Annotated in this window: 15 protein-coding genes and 1 pseudogene; 11 read left to right on the forward strand and 5 right to left on the reverse strand. The window is 61.0% G+C overall.

Translation table 11 applies throughout. The features are described 5' to 3' along the window. The first annotated feature begins 127 nt into the window (after positions 1–127). Entirely contained in the window at positions 128–715 is a 588-nt protein-coding gene (locus E3N85_RS10080; protein WP_134462820.1) for a hypothetical protein, read from the forward strand. After that, positions 712–1,176: pseudogene (locus E3N85_RS17170) on the forward strand (DUF262 domain-containing protein); the annotation flags it as partial. The gene E3N85_RS10080 and the pseudogene E3N85_RS17170, both read left to right, overlap by 4 nt. A 155-nt stretch (positions 1,177–1,331) precedes the next feature. Here the strand turns inward: E3N85_RS17170 and E3N85_RS17175 are convergent. After that, the gene (locus E3N85_RS17175) at positions 1,332–1,436 is read right to left on the reverse strand and encodes a hypothetical protein (RefSeq protein WP_370289237.1); all 105 of its coding nucleotides are present in this window, start codon (positions 1,434–1,436) and stop codon (positions 1,332–1,334) included. An 804-nt stretch (positions 1,437–2,240) separates the two neighbouring features. Between E3N85_RS17175 and E3N85_RS10090 the strand changes: the two genes are divergently transcribed. Beyond that, complete coding sequence (locus E3N85_RS10090) at positions 2,241–3,338, forward strand: DUF262 domain-containing protein (protein WP_134462824.1); 1,098 nt, start codon at positions 2,241–2,243, stop codon at positions 3,336–3,338. A gap of 14 nt (positions 3,339–3,352) precedes the next feature. Next, a complete protein-coding gene (locus E3N85_RS10095; RefSeq protein WP_134462826.1) occupies positions 3,353–4,336 on the forward strand; it encodes a hypothetical protein in 984 nt (327 codons plus the stop codon). 22 nt (positions 4,337–4,358) lie between these two features. Here the strand turns inward: E3N85_RS10095 and E3N85_RS10100 are convergent, their stop codons facing one another. Next, positions 4,359–5,924, reverse strand: coding sequence for an N-6 DNA methylase (locus tag E3N85_RS10100; protein WP_134462828.1), 1,566 nt, complete (start codon positions 5,922–5,924; stop codon positions 4,359–4,361). Between the two features lie 568 nt (positions 5,925–6,492). On the opposite strand from E3N85_RS10100, the gene E3N85_RS10105 reads away from it, so the two are divergent. The 3 genes from E3N85_RS10105 to E3N85_RS10115 are packed head-to-tail and all read left to right on the forward strand — an operon-like array spanning position 6,493 to position 9,615. Beyond that, on the forward strand, positions 6,493–6,762 hold the full coding sequence (locus E3N85_RS10105; RefSeq protein WP_104090819.1) for a DUF6112 family protein: 270 nt from the start codon (positions 6,493–6,495) through the stop codon (positions 6,760–6,762). Positions 6,763–6,787: 25 nt separating this feature from the next. Then, a complete protein-coding gene (locus E3N85_RS10110) occupies positions 6,788–8,149 on the forward strand; it encodes a conjugal transfer protein TrbL (RefSeq protein WP_134462830.1) in 1,362 nt (453 codons plus the stop codon). 2 nt (positions 8,150–8,151) lie between these two features. After that, on the forward strand, positions 8,152–9,615 hold the full coding sequence (locus E3N85_RS10115) for an SCO6880 family protein (protein WP_134462832.1): 1,464 nt from the start codon (positions 8,152–8,154) through the stop codon (positions 9,613–9,615). Positions 9,616–9,673: 58 nt separating this feature from the next. Here E3N85_RS10115 and E3N85_RS10120 read toward each other — a convergent pair whose 3' ends face one another. Beyond that, complete coding sequence (locus tag E3N85_RS10120; protein WP_134462834.1) at positions 9,674–10,582, reverse strand: hypothetical protein; 909 nt, start codon at positions 10,580–10,582, stop codon at positions 9,674–9,676. A gap of 463 nt (positions 10,583–11,045) precedes the next feature. On the opposite strand from E3N85_RS10120, the gene E3N85_RS10125 reads away from it, so the two are divergent. Beyond that, positions 11,046–11,252, forward strand: coding sequence for a hypothetical protein (locus tag E3N85_RS10125; protein WP_134462836.1), 207 nt, complete (start codon positions 11,046–11,048; stop codon positions 11,250–11,252). Positions 11,253–11,338: 86 nt separating this feature from the next. Here the strand turns inward: E3N85_RS10125 and E3N85_RS10130 are convergent, their stop codons facing one another. Then, positions 11,339–11,578 carry a thioredoxin family protein gene (locus E3N85_RS10130; RefSeq protein ID WP_134462838.1) on the reverse strand — a complete coding sequence of 80 codons (240 nt, stop codon included), beginning with the start codon at positions 11,576–11,578 and terminating at the stop codon, positions 11,339–11,341. Positions 11,579–11,708: 130 nt separating this feature from the next. On the opposite strand from E3N85_RS10130, the gene E3N85_RS10135 reads away from it, so the two are divergent. The 3 genes from E3N85_RS10135 (at position 11,709) to E3N85_RS10145 (ending at position 15,569) form a co-directional block, all read left to right on the forward strand. Beyond that, on the forward strand, positions 11,709–12,110 hold the full coding sequence (locus tag E3N85_RS10135; RefSeq protein WP_134462840.1) for a hypothetical protein: 402 nt from the start codon (positions 11,709–11,711) through the stop codon (positions 12,108–12,110). Between the two features lie 23 nt (positions 12,111–12,133). Then, a complete protein-coding gene (locus E3N85_RS10140; protein WP_134463144.1) occupies positions 12,134–13,597 on the forward strand; it encodes an ATP-binding protein in 1,464 nt (487 codons plus the stop codon). A gap of 166 nt (positions 13,598–13,763) precedes the next feature. Then, positions 13,764–15,569 carry a TraM recognition domain-containing protein gene (locus E3N85_RS10145; RefSeq protein ID WP_134462842.1) on the forward strand — a complete coding sequence of 602 codons (1,806 nt, stop codon included), beginning with the start codon at positions 13,764–13,766 and terminating at the stop codon, positions 15,567–15,569. A 210-nt stretch (positions 15,570–15,779) separates the two neighbouring features. Here the strand turns inward: E3N85_RS10145 and E3N85_RS10150 are convergent, their stop codons facing one another. Beyond that, positions 15,780–16,712: a 3-keto-5-aminohexanoate cleavage protein gene (locus tag E3N85_RS10150; RefSeq protein WP_134462844.1), complete on the reverse strand. Its 933-nt coding sequence runs from the start codon at positions 16,710–16,712 to the stop codon at positions 15,780–15,782. Positions 16,713–16,725: the final 13 nt, after the last annotated feature.

The raw sequence follows: 16,725 nt of genomic DNA on the forward strand, positions 1-16,725 counted from the left end.
CATGAGACATATCGTGTATGCGCAGTTCCGAGATTTAGTCCACCTACGATAGACGCGCTTTCGCCGCCTTCTGCCTAGGGAACATGGACGGTTGGACAATAGGCCCGACGAAGACCATGATCATGTTATGCATCCACGGTCAACCCTCGCCAGCGAGCTTCTTGACCACACCCCAGAAGATTATGTATCTCATCATGTCATCGACCGAGTGCCTGCTATTTTCAGCGACCGCCAGAGTTACATCGACTGGAAAAAGTCGATCGCGGAAGGATTACAGGTCGACCCATACGGAGTGATCCTTGTCGGCAGTGCTTGCACCGGATTCAGCTTGAGCCCGCAGAAGAATTTTCGCGAGTTCAACGCCAGAAGTGATCTCGACGTGGCAGTCATCTCAGATCGACATTTTGATGAAGCTTGGCGGTATCTTCGGGATTTGGGATCCGATGTTCACAAACTTCCCCTTGCCTCCAAACGAGCGGTCAACTCACACAGGTCGGGGCACGTTTTCGATGGCGTCATTGCTACCGATCAATTTGTTCAGTATTTACCGTTTGGTAAAACTTGGGTTCCCGTTCTTGAACGCGCCACCATAAGCAGGCCCGCAGACGGGCGACAAGTCAAAGTTCGTCTATACCGCGATCTGTTTGCCCTACGCTCTTACCAGCGTCGCGGAGTCGAAGAAGCACGAACGCGCCTAATTGGAGATCAAACATGACTCAGGACTATTTGCGGACCACGACCCTTTCCGCAGCAGCAATCAAACGGCTGTCTGATCAAGGGCAGCTCGAATTAAAGCCCCCATTTCAGAGAAACCCCGTCTGGCTAGAAGGCCAGAAAAGCTACCTGATAGACACGATCCTGAACGGGTTCCCTGTCCCTGAGTTGTACATGCAGATAGTTCAGGATCCATCCGGTTTTGAAACACACGTCGTGGTAGACGGACAGCAGCGGCTGACTGCGCTCCTTGACTTCATGTCGGGTGAGTATACACTCAGCGGTTTAGAGGGTTCTTGGAACGATTCTTCTTTCGAAGAATTAGCGACGGAAGAGAAGAAGTTGATCTTCTCCTACAACTTCGTTGTTCGGGTCTTGCCGGAAATGACCGCAGAACAAATTCGGTCGATATTTCAACGTTTGAATAGGAACGTGCTGGCGCTGAGTCGCCAAGAGCTTCGACACGCAACCTATTGGGGCGATTTTATCCAGTCGATGGAACGGATTGCCACGTTTTCGTTCTGGAGAGAATCCGGAATCTTTACAGCAAATGAAGTCCGTCGGATGCTTGATATCGAGTTCATCAGCGAACTTGCCATCGCGAAACTGCACGGCGTTCAGAATAAGAAGGCCAGCCTTGAACGATGGTACGCCATATACGAAGCGGAATACGAGGACCGAGAAGAATTGGAGACAACCTTCACCAAGGTGCTCGGTGAGATCGAGCAACTGGTCCCTAAATTTGCGCGCTCGAGATGGTCAAAGAAATCGGACTTCTATTCTCTTTTTCTTTATGTCGCTGCGCGGGAAGATGAGCTGCCCTTCTCGAGTGGTGCTCGTGAGGCCTTAACGGATCAGCTGTATTCATTCGCAGATCAAGTAGACCTAATGCTAAAGCTTGATCCGTCAGAAGCCGTGACAGTTCTGAAACCCGTCCTTAACTATTCCCGCGCGGTACAACGAGCGGCAAGCGACCTTAATAATCGTCGAGCTCGGGCTCAATCACTCTCCGAATTCCTATCTGGGGAGCGCCCAACGGTAGAAATCAATCAGTCGCGCGTAGATGAAGAGGGTTCGATAGACGTGAATATTCCGGTGGAAGACTCGTACGACGACGAATAACCTGGTCACACTGGAGGCAGAACTCCGGAGCACCGTCGGGCCAGATGGCTGAGTCAGCCTCCTGCGCCTCACCAATCCTGAAATTAAGAAAAAATTCGTTTCTCCACGTTCCTACCGTTTATTACGAGGAGAATCCACGTGTCTTCTGAACGTGTGTTCTGATTTTTCCTACGTTCTTTGCGCTCCAAACCGCAAGGCGTTCTCGCGCCCACTACGGTTGCGTCGGCAGCGACATAGGACGGCCGAGCCGAACGGCACCAGATGCAAACGACAGCGTGGGAAACGCCGAATGGTACGGACGTTAGCCCCCCTTTGCAGGCATGGACGAGGGGCGCAGGCGGCGGCGAAACAGATTAACCCTTGACATGCGATAGATTCGTTCCAAGTGCGAACGAGGGGAACGTATGAGTGAAGAAATGCTCCGCCGAGTTGATCGAGTCGTCTCGAGCCACGACGTCAGTTGGCTTCTCGATCTTCAGAAGAACGAGCAGCTGGACCTGAATCCTGTTTACCAGCGTAAGAGCGTCTGGACTCCACGAGATCGACGTTTTTTCATGGATACCGTTTTTCGCAATTACCCCTCGCCGGCCATTTTTCTGCACAAAACCATAAACGATGACACGGGGAAAGCCACTTACCACGTCGTTGACGGCAAGCAACGTATCACAACGATTCTGAATTTTGTTGACAATAAATTCTCTCTTGCCGCTGACTTTGGAGACGAGAACTTCAACGGGAAACGATGGCGCGATTTTAGCAACTCGCCCACGATCAAAAGACTTCTGTGGAACTACCGCATCACGGTTGAAGAACTCGATGACACGAGCACAACTGACATCAACGACGTTTTCTCTCGCTTGAATAAGAACGCTAGCAAGCTGACACCGCAGGAACTGCGACATGCGCGCTTCGACGGCTGGTTCATTCAATTCGTAGAACGAGAAGTCCAAGATTCCATCTGGCGACAGTTCAAAATCAGCACTACTGCCAAAGAGCGGCGCATGGCAGATGTGCAGAACCTCTCAGAACTGGCGACCGTTGTAATTCGACGAGACGTCTCCGGTTTCAGTCAATACGATCTCGACGAAATCTATGCGGAGCATGATGACCCGACCGCCCCGGAGATGGAGTTCGAATCTGATGAAATTGTCGAAGAGTTCGGCCGGGTTCGTGAAATCCTCGCGTTGCTCGAGGCGCGCTCTAACTTAGTCTCGATTCAGGCGCAACCGTTCATGCACTTTTACACGCTATGGGCACTCATCACGCGCAGCGTAATGGTCGAGGCCGACTTGGATACGTTCTCAACGCGGTATACAAAGTTCATGACTGCTATGCGAGAGTTCGTGATTGACGATGACACGGAGGCACCAGCCCACGCAAGTGCCCTTGACCCGTTCGAGGCACTCGTCGCAGATTACAAGGCGGCGTCAGTGGGGGCCACGACCGAAGGTCCAAAGAGGAAAGCACGCCTTGTCGCCCTCGAAGCTGCCATGTTCGCTTAGTCGAGAATCCAGCTATGAAGATAGACGCACAGTTGCGCTCTTCTTTCGAACGTCAGAAAAGGCGCGCAGACAAGCTTCGACCTCTGGTTGATGGGGAGATAAAGAACACTAAAGACTCGCGTTGGCATTACGAGAGCAGGGTCAAGAAGGAGCAAAGTTTTGCGCTGAAGACTGAAGCGGGAAAGGCGGCAAATCCCGATGAGATGGAAGACTTTTTTGCCTGCGTAATCGTCGTTCCGAATTTCTCTGACATTCCGACAGCTGAACAGTACCTCCGTGATAGATATGACTTCTCTTACAAACGTCCGGAGTTTTCTGACTACACATCAAAGGAGCCGTTCGATTTTAGGTTCGATGACTTACGGGTTTTTGTGCGGTATAGGGATGATCCGTCATCTCCGCCGACCGGTGTTCACGGAGCCTTGTTCGAAGTTCAGGTACGGACTTTCCTGCAGCACGCATGGTCAGTTGCCACACACGATGTTGTGTATAAGAGTGAAACACTCAGCTGGAGGCGAGAACGGGTGGCGAATCAAGTAAAGGCGACGCTCGAACAGGCGGAGGTCACGATCGAGAATATGAGGGAGTTAGAAAATAGTGACGTTCTACCGAAGTCGAATTCTCGTTATGACGCAATTAACGGAATAGCGACCGTTCTCCGCGCTCATTGGAGCGCTGATGACCTTCCCGCGGATGTTCGTCGGCTGTCGGAAGTCATACACAGACTCGTTCAGCACATCTGGACAGGGCGCGAATCAGAGCACCTCGAACATCTTCTGGTCCTGGGGCGTGAGGGCTACGGGGGGCGCCATAATTTCGACTGGTCACCATATCGTGCCACGCTTCAGTACCTCGCCGAGTATGAATCAGATTCTTTGATCACCTTCTTGAAGAACCCGCGTTCAGGAGAGTCCATCTTTGTTTATGATGAAGTTCTCAGGCTGATCGGCCTCAGCGCGAGCGATGCGCCACGCGCGATTATTCTTTCCGATACCTGATACTGATGCGCCGAACCTTCCCCTAAGAAGCACTGGCTGAAGGCTCACAGGTCGCAAACGTGGCCGACGACATAAGCACCAGTTTTTTCGTTGGGGCAATCGCTGCGTTGAACACAACAGAACGTACGGTCGCATCAATTTCCGTTTGATGGACACCCTCTGCCATGTCTACCTCGCCCATTTCGCGCAAGGTCGCGACGTCCGGGAAGCTCATCGAGCGAAGATCCATGGCATTAATCTGCGTATGGCCAGAGAATGTTCGGAAGTATCGATCGACCAGTGTTGAATTCAACCACCGTTCCAGTCCCACTGCCAGAGGCCAGTCCAGGCCACGTCCCTTGATGTGAATAACGTTTATTTTGTTGTCAAATGCCACTGAATCCGCTTCGCCGGGTTGATTCACCCACACCGCAGCGACAACTCTACGACGTTCTTCCTGCCCTGAGAATCGCTTGACGAGAACATAGTTACCGGGTGGAAAACACATGCTTCTTTCTCGTTCATTTCGTGCCTCAAACCATTGTGGTTTGCCTCGAAGCGGGTGGACGACTCTTCCCCGCACCAGATTGGCGGAATAGATCATCGGACACGTAACCCGAGACGGATTCGTCTTTAGGCTCCCGGCTGATCGAAAGTCAACGACCCGTCCAGTGCTCACCGAGATTGATAGGTCAGCAAGGGAGAGTCGTAGCGTATCGATGGTGGACACTGAGTCCTGATCTTCTTCCTGAGAAGGGATCCGTATGAATCTGTTCACGTCGCCAGCTTTGACGATGTCCTTTGCCGCTATGTTTCGAATCACTGGTGCATCATTGTGATCGATTGAGTCAGAGAAGATGACCTCTTGGGTGGCAATCCCCCTCGTCCCACTGAGCACAATGTTCTCCTGCAAGACACCCCCTTCCGCAAAAAGTGAAGAGCGGGAAGTGAAGAGGTGGATTCGATTCAGGCCTATTTGCTCCAAAAGGAAGTCGCGGAACTTACCGAACGAGGAACCGTTGGCGAACGATCGCGGCGTGAGGGCAACGAGCTGTCCGCCGGGAACGAGGTTGAGTACGCCGAGTGCCATGAAGGCCGCGTACAGGTTGGGCGCATGCAACCCTCGGTTTGCTAACACATCCCTATAGCTAGACGCTCCGGAGATTTTCGCATAGGGAGGGTTCATTATAACAAGGTCGAAGCGTTCGCCCAGAGATTCCGCTCGGTCAATGTAGTCGCCGTGCACGATTTCCGTGGTCAAGACGGTCCCGCACGCTCGCGCCGCCTCGCGGCAGTCGGCAAGGGTTTCCTCCAGCGGACCGAGCAGCTTTCGGTCGATCTCCACCACAGTAATTTCGATCCGAAGGGCAGGGGCCTCGCGTAGCAAGCGCTCCACCAGAGCGACAGTTAGCACTCCCGACCCGGCGCCCGGATCCAATATGCGTAGTAGGCCCATCGTCTCTAGGTTGGGCATGGACGCGATGAAACGCGCTGCTGCCATCGGGGTAAAGTACTGACCGAACTTGGCCTGGTGCTCAAGCTCGACTGATTCCAAGATCCGCGCCCTACGGCGAGCCGCGGAAGCAAGAAGCGAACTGTCGACAGGCATTCCTTGAGTTTATGGGACCCGCCCCTCCTCGTTCACCCGAGGTCGGTATCCCCGACTATTGATCCCGTCGCAGCAGCGTCCACCTCGCCGAAAGCGGTGCCGGTCGGATGGGTTGTTTGACCGGTCACTCTCGGTTACCGTACGTCGCCTGAATGCAGTCACTCGGCACTCGCTGGCCAAAGTCGCCACCCATGTGCCGATCGCCAGAGCTTATGGCGCATACGCCGCATTTGATTTCAACGACGCCATCGAAGGACTTCACGAGAACCAGAAGCTGTGCACCGGTTGCGGCTGGACGGAGTGCGCGTCACGACGCCTTCATGGTCAGCGCCACCACACTCGCGGCCGTACTGATCATCATCAAACGGTCCCAGCTGAGCGGAAGATACCTCGGGTCGCGGCGAGGAACCTACGTTTCCGCCGCTGCCGAGAATCCTCGAGCGCTGCACTCGTCAATCAGGGAGAGCCCGAGCTGCACCGAGGATGGACGCTCGGCGTCGACTCCCAATCGTGGATTGACAGTGCGCTCCTCCCTGTCGTACGCATCAAACGACACAGGGAGCCACCGATGATCGACATCAACCCGAACGGCACGGGACTTCCCGGCATCGAGCAACTGCGCGTCATCGTCGGCGCTGTGATGACCATCGGCCTCGTGCTGAGCGTGCTCGCCCTCATCGTCGCGGCCATCGTCTGGGGATTCGGCGCCAACTCGTCTAACCCGCACCTCGCCTCTCGCGGCAAGACCGGCGTCATGGTGGCCTGCGGCGCGGCGATCATCTGCGGCGCCGCCGTCACCCTCGTCAACTTCTTCTGGAACGTCGGCCAGTCCGTCTGACACTGCGATTCCGACGGGTCAAGAAATGAGCGTGTGCGATGTGCCGGTCGTAGCGGATGTCTGCACCGGCGTCGGCGATGTCGCATCCTCTGTCGTCGCCGCACCATTCGACTGGCTCGCCGGCGCGATGGGCTCCACCGCCGCCTGGCTCTTCGAATCCGTCTGGGCCGCCTTCGACACGACCACCCTCGTCGACCTCACCGACCCGACCTACATCGACGTCTACAACGTGCTCTTCGGCGTCGCCGTCTTCGTCACCCTCATCTTCTTCTGCCTGCAACTCATCACCGGCCTCGTGCACCGCGACCCCACAGCGCTCTCCCGCGCCGCGATCGGCGTCGCCAAATCGGTCCTCGGATCCTTCGTCATCATCACCATCACCGGCCTCCTCCTCGAAATCACCGACCAACTCACCATCGGTGTCGTTCAGGCGAGCGGCAACACGATGGAAGGCATGGGCAACCGCATCGCGCTCCTCGCCGTAGGCCTCACCGCGATCAGCCCCGGCGCACCCGGCGTCGGCGCAATCCTCACGATCTTCCTCGCCGGCCTCGCCATCAGCGGCGCGGCCATCGTCTGGTTCTCCCTCCTCATTCGCAAAGCACTTCTGTTGGTGGCCATCGTCTTCGGGCCGATCGCTCTCGCCGGTGCTACCTGGGATGCCGCCAAGGGCTGGTTTTCCAAATGGGTCGCGTTCGTGGTCGCGCTCATCCTCTCCAAACTCGTGCTCGTCGTGATCTTTCTGGTCGCCGTCGCGCAGGTCGCGGCCCCGATCGATGCGGATCTGGCCTCTGTCAGCGACCCCATCGCCGGCATCGTGCTGATGTTCATCGCCGCCTTCGCGCCCTACATCACCTACAAGTTCCTCAACTTCGTCGGCCTCGATATGTACCACGCGATGTCGAGCGAGCAGGAGGCGAAGTCAGCGCTGAACCGGCCCGTGCCGGTGCCGAGCGCACCCATGATGAGCACGGCGCAGAAGGTTCTGGGCCCGCGCGGCAGCGGTCCAGCGACACAGGCTGGCCCTGCACCAACGGCACCATCCAGCAGCGGCGGACTAGGTCCCACGTCGGCGGCGGCCGGCACCTCGGGTGCTGGCGCATCTGTGAACGCTGGTGCCGGCTCGAGCGCCGGAGCAGGCGGCGCAGCAGTTGGGGCTGGCGCCGGCGTGGCCACCGCGGGAGTCGTGGCCGGAGCTGCCGTCGTGAGCGCCACAGCAAAGGCCGGCCCGAAGATGGGCAACGCGGTCGCGCAGAAAGGGGATGACCACACCCAATCCGCCGGCAACGCCACCGCCCCGAGCGCGCCGGCATCCAAGCAGACGCGACCACCGGCATCCGCTTCACCGCAGGAACTGCCAGCCAGACGAAAAACCAAGGACGCGTAGCCATGGACACTGACACAAACCGCCCCGAGTACCGACTCCCCCCGGTGCAGTTCTCGCGGCTGACCAAACGCGGCATCTTGCTCGGGCTGTCGGTGCCGCAGCTGGTGGCCCTGTCGAGCGGCACGCTCACCATCGTCACCGCGCTCTACACGTCCGGCGCCGCGGGCGTCGCGTGGACGAGCCCGCTCTGGGGCACCGCGGCGGTGATCGCCGGGATCCCGGTCGGCGGGCGAAAGATCGTCGAGTGGATGCCGGTCGTCACCCGGTGGGCATGGCGGGCGGGTCATGAGCAGCTGACCTACCGGCGCCGCATCATCCGCCCCCGCCCGGTAGGAACCCTGTCATTACCCGGCGATGCGGCCGCGCTGCGCGAGTGGAACGACCCCGAGACCGGGGCGGTGATGATCCACGACCCGTACGCGCAAACCCTGACCGCTGTCGTGGCGGTGTCGCACCCGGCGTTCGCGCTACTCGACCCGGACGAGCAGCATCGGCGCGTGGCTGGGTGGGGGCGAGTGCTGGCCGGAGCCTGCAGATCGGGGCGGATCGCGCGGCTGCAGGTGTCCGAGCGCACTTTGCCCGATTCCGGTACCGGACTGGCCGAGTGGTGGGAGCGGCACGGAATCAACGACGGCTCTTGGGCCGCGACCACCTACCGCGATCTCATCGAACGGGCCGGACTCGCCGGTGAACGCCATGCTACGACGATCGCCCTCTCCCTCGATTTGAGCGCGGCCTCGCGCCAGGTGCGCACTCAAGGCGGCGGCATGCGCGGCGCGGCGACGGTGCTACGCCAGGAAATGACCGCCCTGACCGCGGCGCTGCGCGCGGCGGACCTCACGGTCGGCGGCTGGCTCACCGCCGACGAACTCGCTGTCATCCTGCGAACCGCCTACGACCCGGCCATCGGTGTCGACTTGGAGCGGCATCCGTTGGTCGGGCGGTCGCTGGCCACGGCCGGCCCGGTCGCCGTCGCCGAGAGCTGGGATCACCTGCGCACCGACAGCGCGTTCCACGCCGTGCTGTGGATCAGCGAATGGCCCCGGTCGCAGGTGTTCCCCAGCTTTCTGTCGCCGCTGGTCTTCACCAACGGCATCCTGCGCACGGTCTCGCTGCACTACCTGCCCGTTCGCGCCGACCAGGCCGCACGCGAACTGCGCAAGAAGAAGACCGAGCTAATCAGCGACGCCCACCAACGCACCCGCATCGGCCAAATAGAGGATGCCGGCGCCACCGCGGAGTACGACGACCTCCTGCACCAGGAGGCCGACCTCACCGCCGGGCACGGCGTGCTGCGCACCACCGGACTAATCTGCGTGACCGCGCCCACAGTGGATGAGCTCGACGCCGCGGTGGCGTCGATCGAGCAGGCTGCGATTCAGGCCTCCTGCGAGACCCGGCGGCTCGTCGGTCAGCAGGCGCAGGCATTCACGGCGGCGGCGCTGCCGTTGTGTCGGAGCGTGTGAAGCGTCTTCGGGGACTCTGGACAAGTCCGTAACCATTCACCACCATGAACGTGGCGCTTTACGCAACGAAGCCGGGAGGACGCTTGGCGGCAGGCGGTCGAACCGGATACCACGTCTTCAGGTCGATCCGACTCCTCGTGGTGTGGTACCAGCTAGGCGGTCGGCCGGCTCCCTTCGCGCGTTGCCAACCAATGAGGGAACCGACGATCGCTCCCGCAACTGCCGCAGCAGGGATTGATGCCACACCAGAAAGTGCCCCTACGCCAGCACTAACACCGACAAACTTTACATCCCAAGCCTTCGTCACCCCCTCTGCAGTCAACCCGACCTTGGCCACCCGTTCAGCGAATGCGGTCTGAGCCTCGCGGCGAACCTCGACATCGCTAACGCCCTCGCACAGCGCCATACCGTTGACGTCCCGCGCAGAGGCAAGCCAACGCTGGAAGTTACCGTCAGCCTGACTCTCGCCCCAAACGGACGAGTAGACGGAGCGCGCTTGCGAAGTCGTGAAATATCTGGGCAGGAAGTCGAAGGCGGCAGTCGTCTGCACCAGCCGATCACGCCAATAGTGAACCATCGCGGCCTGTACAGGATCGAGCCGGAGCAATGCTGCTCGCGTCGGCCCATCGTCCGCCCAGGGTGTCAGCAGCGACCAGTCATTTGTCGTTCCACGGAGTTCGGCTGCTGCGATTGGAAGCACAGCCGTGAATAGGAGATTTGGCTCTCCGGATGAGTAGTCGACGCCGGCATTCTCCATGCGCACGTCCCCCGCGTCCACGTCTTCGGGTACGGCTTCATCCAGCAGGCGACGGGCGGTCGACAACGCAGCCGCCGCATCGGGAACCGTTGCATCCAGCCAGTCTCCGCTGGGTCGAAGCATGGAGACCGCTAGATGTGGCGTCTGTGGATCATCATCGATCGGTCGCAGCACCACTGGCACGACGGTTACGCGGAATCTCAGCATCACGCAATTCTATCGCATAGTTGCACTGAAGGAAGTAAGTGTCTATGGTTTAACTCGCACAGACAAAAAGCTAGCTTACTTACTTATTTGGAGATCAAAATGAAGGATTTCGGCCCCAATCATTCCCATCCCAGTTTGGCCATCACCACCCAAGAAGCACCCATCGAATTCTCGGTATCTCTGGCTCGAGGGCACCGGCGCCGAAGTATCGAGACTATTGGTCGCCGCCAAAACGCAACTGTGTGCCCCGAGACAGGTAAGACCCGTTACCGAGAGAGGGCCACGGCTCGGGAAGCCCTCGACAGTTGCCGGTGGCAGCGCGCGCGGGAACTTGCAAGATTCACGACAACCACCCGCACGGAAACTCGCATCTACCGCTGCACCGAGCCTGCATGCAATGGCGGATACCACCTGACCTCAATACCAGCGGGGCCCGTTCACGTGGCCTATGAAGGAGCGACTCACCATGAGTGAATTCAACAGCAGTTTTCACCTCGACCTAGGGCCAATTGGACAAGCCGCGCTAGGCGGCGCAATACTCTCCGCTGCGGTCGCCACGATCTGGCAACTCCCTGCGGCACGCCAGTTCCTTAGCAATACAGACGTGAAGAAGGCTGGTCTCGCCTTCGTCGCATCCCGACTTGGGCTCGATGGAATTGGAGCGGCCGCCTGACGGCCGGGTGTGCCCATGACGCAAACAGCAGGGAGATCCTGCTGCTTAGTCTGGGTCGGAGCTCCGGCCATGCCGTTCGGGGTGAGTTAGATTCCGCAGGCGAGGTCGTTGGCTCGGCCGTCCGTGGTGAAGAGGTCCACACCTTCGACGAGGATCGTCGGTGATCCAGCGAAGGGCGAATTTGCGGCCGTCTCGGCGGAATCGATCAGTGTGGATTTGATGGGCGTGTTCGACGGCAGGGTGATGTTGACCGCGAGTTGAAGACGATGAAGGGTTTCTTCCGAGTTCGGGCATCCTGCAATGTGGAGCAGCTCGATTGTCGCCATGGGTTCTTCCTCTATGGGGGCCGTCGAGATCGGAATCCTGAGACGGGCACGACGCCTCTTCACCCAATTGCGTCCCCGCGGAGCGCTATGCGCACCTCCAAAGCGAAGCAAGACGTGATTGGAGCTACGCATGGCTGGGTACGAATCGAAGAACCGCACACCTCAATGGATCAGTGTCGTCTTTCTGCAAGGACCTGAGGCCGACGCGGTGCTCGGCCTGATCGACCGAAGCGGAGCATCCGCTGCCTTCGATTACCTGCAGCCACGGGATCTCGGCGATGCGACGCTCGATGCCGCCCTCGAGAATGGGTACGTCTACGACCGCATCCCGGCCGGCCGGACCGACCACATCATCGAGCACGACGGCTCTCCATACGCGCTGACCTACAGCAGGACGTACCGGTACGTTTCGCTACTGCGGTGGCATCCGCTTGAACCTGTAGTGGAGCGCGCCCGGAACGCTCCCCGTCGAGACGACATCTGGGCCGCCCCACGGTCAACGCGCCTGGCCGAGCGTACGGTCACCCTGTGAAAGACACCGCGGTAACCGAGCGGATGCACACGGCCGCGCTGGTCGAGCCGCACGGCGAGCTGCGCCGCGACCGTCGCGCACGCCGACGCGAGGCAGCCAGGATCGAGGCGGATGCGCAGAAGGCCAAGAGTCGCGCGGCCCGCACACGCTGGCAGGTCGAACGGGACGAAGCACGATCGGGCGCCTACCTACCCAAAACCGGCGAGGCAGGCCGGGCACAACTACGCACGCCCAGCCGACTGAAACTGCCCAAACATCAGGACACCACGGCGACACTGTCCGGCCACTACCCATTTCTCGCCGAAGCCGGACTCGGCTCGGCCGGCGTCTTCGTCGGGCAGGACCTCTACTCGGGTGGTTCCTTCGTCTACGACCCGTGGGTGCTCTACCAGCGCGGACTGATCACCGCCCCGAACATCGTGCTGGCCGGCATCGTCGGCTCCGGCAAGTCCTCGCTGGCCAAATCGCTCTACACCCGCTCGCTCCCCTTCGGCCGCCGCGTCTACGTGCCGGGCGACCCGAAGGGCGAGCACACCGCCGTCGCCGAGGCCGTCGGTGGCAAGGCGATCATCCTCGGCCACGGACTCCGCAACCGGCTCAACCCACTCGACGAGGGGCACCGAGCGGCCTCCGTTTCGGATGCCGAATGGTCAGCCCAGCTGGCAGCCCGGCGCCGAGACCTCATCGGCGCTCTCGCCGAAACGGTGCTCGATCGACCGCTCAGCCCGCTCGAGCACACCGCCATCGACCTCGCGCTGGCCGATGCTGTGCGCAGCGCCGAGGTGCCGATCCTGCCGATGGTGGTCGATCGCATCCTCTCCCCCAACCCCGAGGACGACGAGGGCCGCCTCGCCGCGGACGGACGCCTCGTTGGGCACGCACTGCGCCGGCTGGTGGCCGGCGACCTCGCCGGACTCTTCGACGGGCCCTCCACCGTGCGATTCGACCCGTCGCTGCCGATGGTCTCGCTCGACCTGTCGCGGGTCGCCGAGAACTCGACGCTCATCTCCGTGCTGATGACGTGCTCGTCGGCGTGGATGGAATCCGCCCTCGCCGACCCCGCTGGCGGCCAGCGCTGGGTCATCTACGACGAGGCCTGGCGGCTCATGGCATATCCGGCACTGCTGCGCCGAATGGATGCCCAGTGGCGGCTCGCCCGCCACTTCGGCATCGCCAACATGCTCATCTTTCACAAGCTGAGTGACCTCGACAACGTCGGTGACTCCGGATCCGCCATGCGCGCACTCGCGTCGTCGCTGCTGGCGAACGCAGAAACGCGCATCGTCTACCGGCAGGAACCGGACCAGCTGGGGTCAACGGCGAGCGCGCTCGGGCTCAGCCGAACCGAGCAGAAACTGCTGCCAGCGCTCGGCACTGGGCAGGGGCTTTGGCGGGTGAAGGATCGCAGTTTCGTTGTGCAGCATCAGCTGCATCCTGATGAGTTTGCGGCCTTTGATACGACGGCGCGGATGACGTCGGGGCAATAGCTGCGCACCTTTGTATTGAGTGAGAAGGCCTGGCCATGGAACGAGAAGCGCAAATGACGCCTGCCGGACTCCCCGAGCCCCGCGCCGTATGCGCCCGCTCCTCCTGCGGGCCAAACTCCAGTCGCTCCCCCGCCGCGGCGCTTCGGCCGTCTGACTTGATAAGCGGATGACCACCCAGCGACCGCAGACCGACCTCGGGGACGAGCTGACCAACCTCGGTATTGGACTCCTGATCGGTGCGGGAACGTTGGCGCTGCTGCTTCGCGGCTCCGCTGCTGTCGCGGCCTGGGCAATTGGGACCGCGCAGCCCACCGGCGGACCGGAGACCGGGCTCGCCGTGCTTCTGGACCCAGGCAACCCGGCAGCAGCGCTGCGGGCACCAGATCTGAACCCGGTCGCATATTGGGTGACGACGATCGTTCTGGTGGGGCTGGCATCCGCTTTGGCGTTTGGGTTGTGGCGCATATTTAGGGGCGTCACGACGAAGGTCGACCCGTACCGCATTGCCGGGATCGCGACACGTACCGAACTTGCTCGTGCCGCGTCGCATTCGGCCATAATGAAGCGCGCGACGCACCTTCGACCGTCACTCGCGAAAGCCGGCCCGAACGATGTCGGGTATCGGATCGGGCGATCGCGCGGTACCGCGGTGTGGGCAAGCGTCGAGGACTCGATCCTGGTGATCGGCCCGCCGCGCTCCGGCAAGGGCGCGCACATCGTGATCAACGCCATCCTCGACGCGCCGGGGCCGGTCGTGACCACTTCGACCCGCCCCGACAACCTCACCACCACGCTGCGCGCACGGCAACGGATCGGGCCGGTAGCGGTCTTTGATCCGCAGCAGCTTGCAGCGGGCGTGCCGGTGGGCCTGCGGTGGTCGCCCATTCGCGGGTGTGAGGATCCGCTCACGGCGATGATTCGAGCGGCCGGACTCGCTGCCGGGACCGGGCTGGCCGCGGGCGGCGTCGACGGCGGCGGATTCTGGGAAGCCAAGACCCGCACTGCCCTGCAGTCGATGCTGCACGCGGCAGCGCTCGACCGCTGCTCGCCGGCCGACCTCTTTCGCTGGACGCTCGACCCGGCCGCCGCCCACGACGCGGTGTCCATTTTGCTGAGCACGCCCGGCGCGGCCACCGGCTGGGGCGATTCGTTGCGGGCCACGCTCGAGGCCGACCCGCGCACACGTGACTCGATCTGGCAGGGAGTCTCGCTCTCTTTAGGAGCCCTGGCGGACCCGCGCGTGATGAATGCTGTCTCACCGCCGGAGGGTGAAGGGTTCGACCCCGAGGATTTCTTTCGCAGCAACGGCACGCTCTATCTGCTCGCGACCGGTGCGGGATCGAACAACTCGGCCGCTCTCGTGTCGGCGTTCGTTGAAGACCTCGTCGAAACCGCCCGCCGCATCGCCGCCCGAAGCGCGGGTGCACGGCTGGATCCGCCGCTGCTGCTCGCGCTCGACGAGATCGGCAACCTCGCACCACTCCCCTCACTCCCCACTCTCATGGCCGAAGGCGGTGGCACCGGCATCACCACCATGCCGGTGTTGCAGTCCCTCGCGCAGGCGCGCACGAAGTGGAGCGACAACGCGGCCAGCACCATCTGGGACTCGTCGATCGTTAAAATCGTCCTCGGCGGAGGCTCCAACTCGCGAGACCTGCATGATCTCTCGACCCTGATCGGTGACCGAGACGAAACGACGGACTCGACCACAATCGGTGATCGCGGGTCACGATCGTCACAGCGGTCCATCCGCCGCGTACCGATCATGCCGCCCGATACCATCCGCACCCTGCCATTCGGCACGGGCCTGATCATGCTCCGCTCGACGCCACCCATCATTGCGAGCCTGCAGATGTGGACTGCCCGGTCAGATGCCAAGGAGCTGCGCGCGAGCCGGGAGGAGATCGAAGGGTTGATGCGGGCACCAGCACGTAAACTGCCTGCGTCGGAGCCGGTCAACGGGCCGGAGTGAGATCGAGCACTACGTCTCCCCGCGCTTTGTCAGCGTTGTCCGCACTCAGACGTCACCGCAGCCGACCTGAGCCACGTGATCGCCACGGAAGTACCGACCCAGCTGAGGTGGGCGCGGGTCCGCACGGTGAGGTCCGAGACACCCACGAGGTCCAGAGACGGATCAATCCCACACTTCGCCCGCAGCCGCGCCAGATCGATGGATCTGGTACTAGAAGCCCACATTTTCCCGGCCCTTTAGCTGCAACATTTCGCGCGCCTCGTCGGGTGTGGCGATGTCGAAATTGAGTGCCTCAAGGATGGTGCGAATGCGGGTGACCTGTTCCGCGTTGCTCTTCGCGAGCTCGCCGGGGCCGATCCAGAGCGAGTCCTCGAGCCCGACCCGCACGTGCGAGCCCATAGCCGCGCCGATGGTGGCGAGCGGTATCTGATTCTTGCCGGCGCCGAGAATAGACCACTGGTACTCGTCTCCGAGCAGACGGTCGGCCGTGCGGCGCATGTGCATCAGGTCTTCAGGATGTGCGCCGATGCCGCCGAGCAGACCGAACACCGACTGCACGAACAGTGGGCCTTTTGCGAGTCCTCGGGAATGGAAGTGCGCCAGGTTGTTCAAGTGCGAGATGTCATAGCACTCGAACTCGAAATGCGTTCCGTTCGCGTTGCCCATGGTGAGGATCGCCTCGATGTCCTGGAACGTGTTCTTGAACACGAGGTCGCGGCTCTTCTCGAGCCCTTCCCGCTCCCAATCATGCTCGAATTCGGTGAAGCGGTCGAGCATCGGGTAGAGGCCGAAGTTCATGGAACCCATGTTGAGCGAGGCCAGCTCCGGCTTGAAGACGGTGGCCGGTAGCATCCTCTCCTCCACGGTCATGTGGGGCGAGCCGCCCGTGGTGATGTTGATCACCGCGTCGGTATTCGCCTTGAGTTTGTCGAGGATGGGCACGAAGTGCTCCGGCCGCTGCGACGGTCGGCCGTCTTTCGGGTCGCGGGCGTGCATATGCACGATAGCGGCGCCCGCCTCCGCCGCGCCGAGGGCGGCGTCGGCGATCTCTTCCGGCGACACCGGAAGATAGGGCGACATGGAGGGGGTGTGGATGGCACCAGTGACGGCACTGGTGATGATGACCTTGCGCTTTTCAGCCATGGAAGGAGCCTTT

This window comes from Cryobacterium sp. Hz9, assembly GCF_004402825.1.
GTDB lineage: Bacteria > Actinomycetota > Actinomycetes > Actinomycetales > Microbacteriaceae > Cryobacterium > Cryobacterium gelidum.

Bases quoted from the DNA above. Each gene is read 5' to 3' on its own strand.
- E3N85_RS10080 (WP_134462820.1), top strand. From the start codon at position 128: ATGCATCCACGGTCAACCCTCGCCAGCGAGCTTCTTGACCACACCCCA.
- E3N85_RS10090 (WP_134462824.1), top strand. From the start codon at position 2,241: ATGAGTGAAGAAATGCTCCGCCGAGTTGATCGAGTCGTCTCGAGCCAC.
- E3N85_RS10095 (WP_134462826.1), top strand. From the start codon at position 3,353: ATGAAGATAGACGCACAGTTGCGCTCTTCTTTCGAACGTCAGAAAAGG.
- E3N85_RS10100 (WP_134462828.1), bottom strand. From the start codon at position 5,924: ATGCCTGTCGACAGTTCGCTTCTTGCTTCCGCGGCTCGCCGTAGGGCG.
- E3N85_RS10105 (WP_104090819.1), top strand. From the start codon at position 6,493: ATGATCGACATCAACCCGAACGGCACGGGACTTCCCGGCATCGAGCAA.
- E3N85_RS10110 (WP_134462830.1), top strand. From the start codon at position 6,788: ATGAGCGTGTGCGATGTGCCGGTCGTAGCGGATGTCTGCACCGGCGTC.
- E3N85_RS10115 (WP_134462832.1), top strand. From the start codon at position 8,152: ATGGACACTGACACAAACCGCCCCGAGTACCGACTCCCCCCGGTGCAG.
- E3N85_RS10125 (WP_134462836.1), top strand. From the start codon at position 11,046: ATGAGTGAATTCAACAGCAGTTTTCACCTCGACCTAGGGCCAATTGGA.
- E3N85_RS10130 (WP_134462838.1), bottom strand. From the start codon at position 11,578: ATGGCGACAATCGAGCTGCTCCACATTGCAGGATGCCCGAACTCGGAA.
- E3N85_RS10135 (WP_134462840.1), top strand. From the start codon at position 11,709: ATGGCTGGGTACGAATCGAAGAACCGCACACCTCAATGGATCAGTGTC.
- E3N85_RS10140 (WP_134463144.1), top strand. From the start codon at position 12,134: ATGCACACGGCCGCGCTGGTCGAGCCGCACGGCGAGCTGCGCCGCGAC.
- E3N85_RS10145 (WP_134462842.1), top strand. From the start codon at position 13,764: ATGACCACCCAGCGACCGCAGACCGACCTCGGGGACGAGCTGACCAAC.
- E3N85_RS10150 (WP_134462844.1), bottom strand. From the start codon at position 16,712: ATGGCTGAAAAGCGCAAGGTCATCATCACCAGTGCCGTCACTGGTGCC.